Below are 12,292 nucleotides of genomic sequence, written 5' to 3' on the forward strand. Positions count from 1 at the left end.
TATGAAAAATTCAGATCAAAGCGCAAACCTAGTAAACACGCCATCCATCAGTAAACGTTCGCTCTCTGCCCACGCTTGGTTGGGGTTATTTGTCAGTGCGTTTATGTACATTATTTGTTTGTCAGGTACGTTGGCGGTATTTCATCAAGAGTTAGAGCGATGGGAACAACCTCAAATACCTGAAACCACAGAAGTAGATATACAGGCGATTGATAAAGCCTACGACAACTTTGTCGATACTTACCCTGAGGATACAGAGCATATGTATGTGGTCTTTCCAGGTTCCGGCATTCCGCGGGTGGTGGTCGAAAATGACCATGTTGCTCATTTTGTGAACCCAGACGGTTCCTTAGGTGAAGTTGAGCAATCAAATTGGACAAAAATGCTGGTGGATTTGCACCTCTATCTGCATCTGCCCAAAAGCTTCGGCATGATTGTGGTTAGTGCGTTTGGGGCATTGTTATGCGCACTTATTTTATCTGGCTTTCTTGCTCATCCTCGAATTATTAAAGACGCTTTTCGTTTTCGCCGCGGTGGTCCAGGGCTGCAAGAAAATATTGATTTGCATAATCGTTTTAGTGTGTGGGCAGCTCCGTTTCACATCATGATCGGCGTAACAGGAGCTTATTTCGGATTAACAACCGTATTGATTGGGCTGGCGTCACAAGCGTTTTACGGCGGCGATAATCAAGCCGTTATGGACGAGCTATTTACACCTGAGCCAGTGCTTGAGCAGCCTCTGCAAAGGCCGCAAATTGGCCGAGCAATGGAGTATATAAGCCAGCACAATCCTGAAGGTAGCCCGTTATTTTTAACGGTACACGAGCCAGATACACCTGGGCAGTTTATTGAGTTTTTCGTGAAACAACCTGGTCGGCTTATTTATTCCGAAAATTATCGATTTGATGTTCAAGGTAACTTTATCGAAACGGCTGGATATCGCGACGGTGAAACGGCCAAGCAAGTGATTTATTCGATGTATCGTCTGCACTTTGGTGAGTTTGCAGGGAATGCCAGTAAGTTATTGTATTTTGTGCTGGGTATGATGCTAACGGTGGTATCAGCCACAGGCATTAATATTTGGCTCAATAAACGCAAAACCACGGACGTCATTAATCTATGGTGGCCAACCTTTGTGTGGGGCACACCACTGATATTAAGCGTAAGCGCGCTACTTAACTTATTCATTCACGTACGCTTAGACCTGTTTATCTGGCTGGGTTTAGTAGTGGCCCTAGCGATTGCAGCGCGACAGCAAAATGTACAATTGTGGGTGGCCAGACTAAAGCAAGCGCTAGCAGTATCTTTGTTGGCACTGGTTGCTGCGTACACCGCTAAATCGGGTATTGCGGCCTTTAACATAGCGGCGCTACAGTTGAATATCCCGCTGGCTTTATTTGCGATTTACTTATTGCTTAAAGGGGGCCGGCAAGCTCGCCCTTAGTCGCGCTGGTGCTGTTATCAGCAACGTGCCGGTGCTATTTAATGCATCTTGAAAGGAATGTCCCAGCGGCTTTTGCTCTGCTTTCTTACTATTTGAGCGGCAACGGCCATAACGGCAAAGCGACCCCTTGTTTAATAACCGCTGGATGAATTCTGAGGGGGCAGTTATTAATGCGCAATGGCACAACTACTGCGTAACGTTAGTGCTGACGATAGTGTTGTCGCCAAGAAGAGGCATTTTTACCATAGCTACGCTTGAACAAACGATTAAAATGCCCCGCATCTTGGTAGCCGACTAGCCAAGATATTTCCTCAACACTCTTGTCGCTGTGCTTTAGAAATTCTTTTCCTTGCTCAACTCTTAGCTGCTGAATGTAGCCCAAGGGCGTTTCCCCTGTGGCTTCTTTAAAGCGCCGCTTGAAGGTACGGGTACTCATATTCGCCTTACCCGCTAACGTCTCAATACTAATGGGTGCCATAAAGTGGATCTCTAGCCACTGCTGTATAGCTAAAATATCATCGTCTTGATGGTAGGTTTGATGACCCATAGAGGTGAATTCGCCTGAATAGCCACTGCGAAAATCGACTAAAAAAGCGTGCTCTACCGCCTCTCCTACTTGTGGGCATGATAAGCGCGAAATCAAATACACCATACTTTCCATGGCTGCGTTCATGCCTGCTGAACAATAAATCTCCCCCGTGGCTGTAATGAATCGCTCGGGGCGAATATTCACTTTTGGATAACGTTTTGCAAAGTCTGCCTGCTTATGCCAATGGGTGGTGGCTATTCGGTCATCTAGTAGCCCTGCCTCCGCCAGAAAGTAAGCCCCCGTCGCCGCAGCCATAATGGGTTTACCTTGTTTGTGCCATGCGCGCAGCCTAGGGTAAAGCGCTGCTTGTTGTGTCAGCAGCGTATCCACCTCGCCCCATATACTGTGCAGAATAATCAAATCAGTATCTTGCACTGCTTCTAATGCGCAGTCTGGGGTAATGGCTAAACCGCTAAAGGTGGTCGTGGGCTCTCCATCTACCGTCACCAACGAAATATCAATGGGCGGGCCAAGTAGGCGCTTTTGTAAGGTAGAGGCAAAGGCTAATACATCGTGAGTTAGTCCTAAGCTAAGGCCCATGGCGTTTTCGCTGGCAAATAATGTAACGTGTTTGAGCATTTTGATCTCCAGTGCTATTCGGCATTATTTACAAAGTTGGCCCAAATGGCCAGTTAAATGACCTGAGTCACGCTGTTAACAGAAATTTTACAACTTTAAGATAGGGACACTGATGCTGAGCCTGGAGAAAATAATGCAGCTTACCCAAGAGCACGATGCCCTTAGAACAACCGTTAAAAATTTTGTCGATAACGAAATGGATCCTTTTGTCGAAGAATGGGAAAACGCAGGTATTGCCCCTTTGCATTCCTTGTTTAAAAAAATGGGAGACTTGGGCTTATTAGGCATCCACAAACCTGAAGCGTTTGGCGGTTCGGGACTCGATTACAGCTATAACTTGGTTTTTGCTGAAGAATTGGGCCGTGCGTATGGCGGTTCACTCCCTATGGCAATTGGTGTGCAAACGGATATGGCGACTCCGGCTTTGGCGCGTTTTGGTAGCGATGAACTTAAGCGAGAGTTTTTAGCGCCTGCCGTAGCGGGGGAAATGGTCGCATGTATTGGTGTCAGTGAGCCAGGGGCTGGCTCCGACGTGGCTGGGCTCAAAACTACGGCAAAAAGTGACGGCGATGATTATGTCATTAACGGCAGTAAAATGTGGATAACCAATGCGACGCAAGCTGATTGGATCTGCCTGTTAGCCAATACCAGTGAAGGGAATGTGCATACCAATAAATCCTTGATAGTGGTACCTCTTGATACCCCAGGGATCGAAATTTCAAAACCACTGAACAAATTAGGTATGCGTGCCAGCGACACTGGGCAAATCTTTTTTAACGATGTCCGGGTACCCAAACGTCATTGTATAGGGGAAGAAAATAAAGGCTTCACCATGCAGATGATGCAATTTCAAGAAGAGCGAATGTACGCTGCAGCAAGTGCCCACAAGGGGATGGAGCGCATGATTCAAAACACTATTGAGTGGTGCAAAGAGCGTCACACATTTGGTCAGCCGGTACTAAACAACCAAGTAGTGCATTTTCGCCTAGCAGAGCTACAAACTGAAGTGGAAGCTCTGCGGGCCCTTACATGGCGCGCCTGCCAACAACACGTAAATGGTGAAGATGCGACCTACTTAGCCTCGATGGCCAAGCTCAAAAGTGGGCGTTTATGGCGAGAAGTCACTGATTCTTGTTTGCAGTATTGGGGAGGCATGGGGTTTATGTGGGACAACCCCATCGCCAGAGCGTATCGAGATACACGTATTTTATCCATTGCTGGTGGCAGTGATGAAATGATGCTGGGCATTATCGCTAAGCACATGGACATCTTCCCTAAACGCCGTTAGTAGGCAAAGGGTTAGCACTAGCCTGTGAACGAGAGTCCTTGACTTGTAGTCACCTCTGGAAAAACCAAGGGAAAATAACATGGCGATACCTGCCTTATTTAAAAATAAACTGAGCCTTCCTGTGATTTGTGCACCCATGTTTTTGGTGTCCAGTCCTAAGTTGGTCATCAGCGCCTGTAAAAATGGCATTGTTGGGTCGTTCCCTAGCTTTAATGCCCGCACACAAGATTTACTTGATACTTGGCTTAGCCAAATTCGCAGTGAGCTCGATGAACACATAGCAACCAATCCAGAGGGGCCGGTAGCGCCCTTTGCGGTGAACTTGGTGGTACATCCTTCCAATACTCGACTCAGCAGCGATCGCGCTGTGGTTAAAAAACATCAGGTCCCCTTTGTGATCACTAGCCAAGGTAACCCAGCTGAGGTGGTTGAAGAAGTGCATCAATGGGGTGGTTTGGTTTTTCATGATGTTATCCGCGCAGATCATGCCAAAAAAGCCATTCAAGCTGGCGTTGACGGCATCATCATAGTGACGGCGGGCGCAGGCGGGCATGCGGGTGAAATTAACCCCTTCGCGTTAGTGCGCGAAATTCGCGAGTTCTGGAATGGCCCTTTAGCTCTGGCAGGTGCGATTAATGACGGTATGGGGGTGCGCGCAGCAGAAGTGCTTGGGGCAGATTTTAGCTACATGGGGACCCGCTTTATCGCCACTGAAGAGGCCGAAGTTGAGGGGGATTACAAAACCATGTTGGTAGACGCTCAAGTTAGCGACCTTATATACACCGACACCTTTACCGGCGTGAAGTGCAATTTTTTAAAACCTTCAATTGCACGAGCGGGAGTCGATTTAACGAAATTTACTGCGAAAACCCATGTGGATTTGGACCTAGGGGAAAGCAACGCTTGGAAGGATTTCTGGAGCGCAGGTCATGGTGTGGCGGGCATTAAACATGTGCTGCCCATGACTGAATTGGTGGCGCAGCTCAAAGAAGAATATCGCAGCGCTGTGGCGACTCCGGCGTTTTCAAGCGCGAGCAAATAAGCATGAGCAATCTGTTATCACAAAATAGACAAAAACAGATACCCAACGTCTTTTTCACCCACGCTTTTAATATGGATGGAACACATGACCCTATTTAACAGCCAGCTTGATGAGCAAAGCGATTCTTTTAAACAAAACGCAGAGCTGATGCACAGTGCGGTATCGGAATTTAGAGATATTGAAACCCGAGTTATCCAATTAGCAGAGGAAAAAGCCCCGCGTTATATCAAGCGCGGCCTTCTCCCACCCAGGGAAAGATTGTCGCGTTTGCTTGACCCGGGAGGACCGTTTTTAGAACTGTCGACCTTATGTGGCTATATGCAAGAAGGCGATACAGATGGTTCTGCCGCAGGTGGTGGAGTGATCGCTGGCATAGGCTATGTTTCAGGTGTGCGCTGCATGGTCATGATTGATGACTACTTAACCAAAGGTGGCAGTATTACTCAGCTTGGTAGTCAAAAACGCCTGCGCATGTATCAAATGGCTTTGCAAAACAAGTTACCGGTGATTGCCTTAGCCCAAAGTGGCGGCGGCGACTTAACCTCATTGGGGGATTGGTTTGGGTTCTCAGGCGCGGGTTTTGCTCTGCAGGCCAAGCTGTCTGCGGCGGGTATCCCACAAATTACTCTTGTACATGGGAGTGCAACAGCGGGCGGTGCTTACCAACCTGGGCTGTCAGATTATGTGGTCATGATCAAAGGGCAATCCACTGTGTATCTGGCGGGGCCGCCACTGCTAAAAGCGGCAACGGGGGAAATCGCCACCGACGAAGAAATTGGCGGAGCACAAATGCACAGCGAAATTTCTGGTGTTGCCGACTATCAAGCTGAAAATGACGCAGACGGTATTCGGATTGTGCGTGAGATAACCGCTAGCTTGGACTGGAATGACAGTGCTCATTCTCATGCAGTAAGTCAGTACAAGGGGCCTTTGTACGACAAAGAACAACTATTGGGCATAGTGCCAAAAGAAGCAAAAACGCCTTACGACGTGCGCGAAGTCATCGCACGCGTTGCCGATGGCTCAGACTTTCTCGACTTTAAAACTGAGTACGACATGGGAACCGTATGCGGGCACATGAGATTGCACGGCATGGTCTGCGGCGTTATTGGTAACAATGCACCTATCACTGCTCACGGCGCAGCCAAAGCAGCGCAATTTATACAGCTATGTGAACAGTCGGGCACGCCGATTGTTTTCCTGCACAACACCACAGGTTTTTTGGTCGGCACAGAGTCAGAACGTGCCGGCATTATCAAGCACGGCGCCAAGCTCATTCAAGCGGTCACTAACACTAGCGTGCCTAAAATCAGCCTTGTGCTGGGCGGCTCATACGGCGCCGGCAACTACGCTATGGCAGGGCGTGGTATCGAACCTCACTTTATGTTTGCTTGGCCACGATCGGTTGTGGCCGTGATGGGGCCAGCGCAAGCAGGCAGTGTACTCAGAACGGTAGCCAGCGCCAAAATGGCCCGAGCTAATGCGATTGATACAGGCAAATTGGACGCACTTGAAAAGCGCACGGTAGAAGTGATGCAGGCAAAGTCTGGCGCCTTGGCTAATTCCGCTCGCTTATGGGATGACGGCATTATTGACCCAAGAGACACCCGAGAAATACTGGCTTTCGTGCTAGATATTTGCAGTGAAGGCCAAGCGCGTAAGGTCAATACCAGCCAGTTTGGTGTACCTCGATTCTAGCGATAAAAATACGAAATATGCACTGCCCTTATTTGGGCTAGTCACGATTAACGGAATAGAGATAACCAAATAGAGATAAGTAAATGTCGAATGTAAGCCAACAGCAGTATCGGGAAATTTTAATCAGCCTTACTCAAGGGGTGTTGACCATCACCTTTAATCGCCCTCACAAGAAAAACGCGATGAATTTAGCCCTAGTTAAAGAAGTCATGGCGGTATTTAGCGATATAGCAGATGACAGCTCGGTGCGTGCAGTGGTCATTTGTGGCAGTGAAGGCAACTTTTGCGCTGGCGGCGATATTTCAGATATGCACAGCGACGCGGGCAGTGAACAAGATAAGCAACAAGCTATTTGGAATTTCAATCGCAGCTTCGGGCGCATGGTCGCCCAAGTGAATCAGGCGCCCCAAGTGGTTATTACCTTACTTGAGGGGGCGGTATTGGGCGGTGGTTTTGGTTTGGCGTGCGTTTCAGACATTGCTATCGCCCATCAAAGTGCGGTGTTTGCGATGCCTGAAACGGGGCTTGGTGTGGTACCGGCACAAATCGCCCCTTTTGTGGTGACGCGTATCGGCTTAACCCAAGCACGGCGTCTAGCGTTACTCGGGGAACGTGTTGGTGCAAATCAGAGCCAAGCCTTGGGTATTGTGCACTTTGTTTGCGAGTCACAAGAAGCACTGCAAGCTCAGCTCAATGAGGTACTCAAACAAGTACAGCGCGGTGCGCCAAAGGCCAATGCCAATACCAAAGCACTGATGCTGAAGGTAGGAACAGTCGAGCTGGAAACCCTGTTGGATGAAGCGGCGGATGTATTTGCCCAAGCCTTATCGTCTGACGAAGGTAAAGAGGGCACTCAAGCCTTTATGCAAAAACGCAAACCAAGTTGGTGTGTATAAATGAGTACTGAGCAAATGACTGATAAACAAATCAAGGAAACGCAAAAGCGTGAGTTATTAAAACGTGGCTTGTTTAATAAAATACTGATTGCCAATCGTGGAGAAATCGCCCTCAGGGTGATCCGCACTGCGCGTAATTTAGGTTACCGCACCGTGGCGGTTTATAGCGAAGCAGACAAAAATTCCCCGCATGTACTCGCTGCTGACCAAGCAGTTTGTGTTGGCCCTGCCAGCGTGTCCGAGTCGTACCTGATGATCGACAATATTATTGCTGCAGCGCACAAAACCCAAGCCGATGCTATTCACCCAGGCTATGGTTTTTTATCCGAAAACCCAGCGTTTGCGCAGGCTTGTGCTGCAGCGGGGATTCAGTTTATTGGCCCTGATGCCTCGGCCATTGAATTGATGGGCAGCAAGCGCTTGTCTAAGGTGGCCATGTTAGACGCAGGCGTGCCGTGTATCCCCGGTTATCAAGGTGCAGAACAAAGCGACCAAGTGCTGATTGAAAAGGCGGCAGATGTGGGCTTTCCCATCATGGTTAAAGCCTCAGCCGGTGGCGGTGGGCGCGGTATGCGTTTGGTCACTGAGCAAGGTGAACTGGCCGCGCAAATCAAAACTGCACGCTCTGAAGCACTTAGTGCGTTCGGCAGCGGTGAACTCATTCTTGAACGCGCTGTTTTGGCTCCCCGTCATATCGAAATCCAAATATTTGCTGATAGTCAGGGCAATACCGTTTATTTAGGTGAGCGTGACTGTTCGATACAGCGTCGTCATCAAAAAGTGGTTGAAGAAGCACCATCGCCCTTTGTGGATGAAGGGCTGCGGGAACGTATGGGGCAAGCTGCTGTGAGTGCAGCCAAAGCGTGCGGTTATCGAGGTGCAGGCACGGTTGAGTTCTTGGTTGATAGTGACAAAAATTTCTACTTTTTAGAAATGAATACCCGCTTACAAGTAGAGCATCCGGTCACTGAACTTATCACAGGTCTGGACTTGGTTGAGTGGCAACTGCGGGTAGCTGCGGGTGAAATGCTACAACTGACCCAAGAGGACGTTTCACTCAACGGACACGCCATTGAGGTGCGGTTGTACGCGGAAGATCCTCGTCAAAATTTTATGCCGCAAACGGGCAATATTCTTGTATGGCAGTACCCTGAACGTGAAGGCATTCGCGTTGATCACGGTATTCATTGCGGCGATACCGTCAGTGCCCATTACGACCCTATGTTGGCTAAAGTCATCGCCTTTGGGCCAGACCGAGCAACCGCCGCAAGGCGACTCGCCAGTGCCATTGAAGACATTCAACTAGTGGGTGTGAACACCAACAGACGCTTTTTACTCAATGTACTGCGCCACCCCGCTTTTATAAACGCCGAGGCGACAACGGCCTTTATCGAACAACATTTTACTGAGCATGCCAGTACCCAAAATACAGCCCCCGCTATAGGCACACTTGCCAGAGCCGCCATGATTTACTTTCAGCACCCTTCATTTGGCCAGCCCTCTTGGAGCAGTGCAGCGCCTCAGGTGTATCACTTTACCCTGAAAATCAATGAGCAGACTCACGCAGTGCAAATACAAAAACACGAGGATGGTTATTTAGTCAAAAGTGAAGCACAAGAGACCGAACTTACCCTAGTAAGTCATGGGGCTAATCAAGCCGTAGTGGTTGAAGAGGGGATCCGCCAAGGTTTTAGCTATGCGCTGCAAGACAAAACTCTCTTTTTAGACGATGGCAGCGGCCATTACCAAATAGACGATATCACCCAGTTACCGGCAAGCGTGAGTGAACAAAACGCGAGTGGCGAAATCAATGCCGTCATGGACGGAGTGATAGTTGACGTATTGGCAAAAGAGGGGGATGCCGTTGAAGCCGGGCAACTTATGGTCGTCATGGAGGCCATGAAAATGGAACATCAGTTAAAGGCGCTGAGCACAGGGCGAGTCACTGAGGTGCGCGCAGCAATAGGCCAGCAGGTGAAATCCAAACAGCTATTGGTCACTATCAGTAGCAACGACGATACGCACAGCGATGCGTAACCAAGGACGTTTATGAGCAACAAAACAGTAAGAATTGGCGGTGCATCGGCCTTTTATGGCGACAGTCAACTATCAGCTCGCCAGCTGGTGGACGATGGCAATATTGACTACTTGGTGTTTGATTATTTAGCCGAAGTCACTATGGCGATTTTGTCTCAAGCCAAAGCCAAAAACAGTGATTATGGCTATGCCGTAGATTTTGTCACTGTGGCCATGCGAGATGTATTGGCCGATTGCGCCCAAAAGGGCATAAAAGTGATAGCAAATGCGGGCGGCATGAACGTACCAAGCTGCATCACGGCGCTTGAGCAATTGTGTAGTGAGCTTGATATTAATTTGAATATCGCTGGGGTGTACGGTGATGATTTATCCACCAATCGCCAGAATCTAGATAGCGATGACCTTGCAGAAATGCAAACTGGACAGCCTTTACCCGAGCGTTTGAGTAGCATCAATGCCTATTTAGGATCGCGCCCCATCGCTGACGCCCTAGCTGCTGGGGCAGACCTGGTGGTAACAGGTCGCGTAGTGGATAGCGCCTTAGTGTTAGGGCCACTAATGCACGAATTTAACTGGCAAGAAAACGAATACGACAAACTGGCTCAAGGTGCATTGGCCGGGCATATTTTAGAGTGTGGTGCCCAGTGCACCGGTGGTAATTTTACTGATTGGCATTTGGTGCCTGACTTTTCCACCATGAGCTACCCTATTGCTCAAGTGAGTGCCAACGGCGCGTTCGAGGTAGGTATAGTACCAAACACAGGTGGCATGGTGACTGAGGCCACGATCGGCGAACAGGTTTTGTATGAAATAGGCGACCCAGCGAATTATTTATTGCCAGATGTCGCCTGTGACTTTAGCAATATCACCCTGACCCAAATGGGCAAAGATCGGGTCAGCGTTTCAGGGGCGAAGGGGCGAGCGCCGGGTAATCAATATAAAGTGTGCGCCACCTACGTCGATGGCTACAAGTTGTTAAGCTCTTTCTTTATGGGCGGCGAGCGGGCAGCGGAAAAAGCCAGAGTAAACACAAACGCCTTTATTCGACGTACAGAGCGAGCCTTCGCAGATAAAGGATTAGGAGGATATCGGCGCACGAGTGTCGAGATTATCGGTGCTGAAGATACCTATGGTCCACACGCGAAAGCCCAAGAGACGCGAGAGGTGATTGCTAAGGTTGGTTTGCATCACGATAGCAAGTTGGCGTTGCACTTTGCCGCCAGTGAAATCGCCTATTTAGCCACTTCAGCTGCACCGGGCATGAGTGGTTTTGGTGCTGGGCGACCCAAACCGCAACCATTGATTCGCGTACATTCGGCGCTGATTGAAAAATCTCACGTACCCGTTACGGTGCAATTAAACAAAACCGTGCTCTTCACACAATGCTACCTTACCCCAGAGTCATCTCACTTTGCAGAGGCTGCGCAATTTTCGCCAGATGCGATTAAAGCTGACGCTACAAGCTCTGATGCTGCAAGCAGTGAGTCGCTGACTAGCGTACCGCTGGTAACACTGGCTTATGCTCGCAGCGGTGATAAAGGCGATAACGTCAATATTGGGCTTATTGCGCGAGAAGCTAAATACTTACCTGTACTTTACCGACAAGTGACTGAACAGGTCGTCGCTACCTACTTTGCTCATCAACTTGAAGGTCACGTTTTGCGCTATAACCTACCAGGCATAAACGGGTTTAACTTCTTGATGACCCAAGCATTAGGCGGTGGTGGTACGGCGTCACTCAGAACAGACACACAAGGCAAGGCCGCAGCACAAATGTTGTTATCGATGCCGATTACGGTGCCGAAAAGCTGGGTAGAAAAAGCATGAGCTATCAATCGTGCTTGAGGGCGAATTGTTTTGCTGATCAAACATATGTCATCACGGGTGGCGGCAGTGGCATAGGGCGCTGCGCCGCCCATGAACTGGCAAGTTTAGGGGCAAACGTTGTTCTGCTTGGCCGTAATCTAGAGAAATTGCAGCGCACCAGTAATGAGATCATCGAAGATGGCGGAAGTGCAGACTATTTTGCTTTAGATATCCGCGATGAAGAGCAGGTCATCACCACCGTAAGCGCCATTTTACAAGCCCATGAACACTTACATGGCTTACTGAATATCGCAGGTGGGCAATTTCGCGCGCCATTAGAGGCCATCAGTAAAAAAGGCTTTGAAAGCGTGGTGCAAACCAATCTTGTGGGCGGCTTTTTAATGGCCAGAGAATTGTTCAAACAACACTTCAGAGCCCATGGCGGCAGCATAGTGAATATCACCGCGGATAATAAAAACGGTATGCCGGGTATGGGCCACTCGGGTGCAGCGCGGGCTGGGGTCGAAAACCTCACCAAAACGGCCGCGTGGGAATGGGGGCGATATGGCGTGCGAGTGAATACGGTGGCCCCTGGCTGGGTGGCGTCTTCTGGCCTTGATACCTACCCTCAAGAGATGCAAGCCGCCATAAAAAATCTAAAACATGCAGTACCCCTGGGGCGTATTGCTAGCGAAGCAGAAATCTCTTCGGTGATTTGCTTTTTAATGAGCCCAGGCGCCAACTTCATCAGCGGCCAATCTATATGGGTAGACGGCGCTGCAAGTATGGGCTCTGCCCCTGCACTTGCGCCACTTGGCCAAACAGCACCCGTTAACGGCACAACATGGGACGGCTTTCATCGCTCAGCGCCGCCCAAGGTTTTGCGCTAACGCCCAGCACAATATCAACGAGG

9 protein-coding genes are annotated in these 12,292 nt (G+C 49.3%); 8 read left to right on the forward strand and 1 reads right to left on the reverse strand.

Annotated elements, in window-relative coordinates; all coding sequences use genetic code 11:
• Position 1: 1 nt before the first annotated feature.
• Positions 2–1,444: a PepSY-associated TM helix domain-containing protein gene (locus tag GCHA_RS04970; protein WP_007985740.1), complete on the forward strand. Its 1,443-nt coding sequence runs from the start codon at positions 2–4 to the stop codon at positions 1,442–1,444.
• A gap of 199 nt (positions 1,445–1,643) precedes the next feature.
• Here the strand turns inward: GCHA_RS04970 and GCHA_RS04975 are convergent, their stop codons facing one another.
• On the reverse strand, positions 1,644–2,612 hold the full coding sequence (locus tag GCHA_RS04975) for a GlxA family transcriptional regulator (protein WP_007985742.1): 969 nt from the start codon (positions 2,610–2,612) through the stop codon (positions 1,644–1,646).
• 133 nt (positions 2,613–2,745) lie between these two features.
• On the opposite strand from GCHA_RS04975, the gene GCHA_RS04980 reads away from it, so the two are divergent.
• From GCHA_RS04980 to GCHA_RS05010, 7 genes are all read left to right on the forward strand, one after another.
• The gene (locus tag GCHA_RS04980; RefSeq protein ID WP_007985744.1) at positions 2,746–3,900 is read left to right on the forward strand and encodes an acyl-CoA dehydrogenase family protein; all 1,155 of its coding nucleotides are present in this window, start codon (positions 2,746–2,748) and stop codon (positions 3,898–3,900) included.
• Positions 3,901–3,979: 79 nt separating this feature from the next.
• The gene (locus GCHA_RS04985; protein WP_007985752.1) at positions 3,980–4,942 is read left to right on the forward strand and encodes an NAD(P)H-dependent flavin oxidoreductase; all 963 of its coding nucleotides are present in this window, start codon (positions 3,980–3,982) and stop codon (positions 4,940–4,942) included.
• Between the two features lie 84 nt (positions 4,943–5,026).
• Positions 5,027–6,640 (forward strand): acyl-CoA carboxylase subunit beta, encoded by a 1,614-nt coding sequence (locus GCHA_RS04990; protein WP_007985754.1) that lies wholly within the window; start codon positions 5,027–5,029, stop codon positions 6,638–6,640.
• 83 nt (positions 6,641–6,723) lie between these two features.
• A complete protein-coding gene (locus GCHA_RS04995) occupies positions 6,724–7,536 on the forward strand; it encodes an enoyl-CoA hydratase/isomerase family protein (protein WP_007985756.1) in 813 nt (270 codons plus the stop codon).
• Positions 7,537–9,573 (forward strand): acetyl/propionyl/methylcrotonyl-CoA carboxylase subunit alpha, encoded by a 2,037-nt coding sequence (locus GCHA_RS05000; RefSeq protein WP_007985757.1) that lies wholly within the window; start codon positions 7,537–7,539, stop codon positions 9,571–9,573.
• Between the two features lie 12 nt (positions 9,574–9,585).
• The gene (locus GCHA_RS05005) at positions 9,586–11,400 is read left to right on the forward strand and encodes an acyclic terpene utilization AtuA family protein (RefSeq protein ID WP_007985759.1); all 1,815 of its coding nucleotides are present in this window, start codon (positions 9,586–9,588) and stop codon (positions 11,398–11,400) included.
• Complete coding sequence (locus GCHA_RS05010) at positions 11,397–12,269, forward strand: SDR family oxidoreductase (RefSeq protein ID WP_007985761.1); 873 nt, start codon at positions 11,397–11,399, stop codon at positions 12,267–12,269. Before GCHA_RS05005 ends, GCHA_RS05010 begins: the two co-directional genes overlap by 4 nt.
• Positions 12,270–12,292 lie beyond the last annotated feature (23 nt).

The sequence above is a fragment of the Paraglaciecola chathamensis S18K6 genome (assembly GCA_000314955.1).
Taxonomy (GTDB): Bacteria; Pseudomonadota; Gammaproteobacteria; order Enterobacterales; family Alteromonadaceae; genus Paraglaciecola; species Paraglaciecola chathamensis.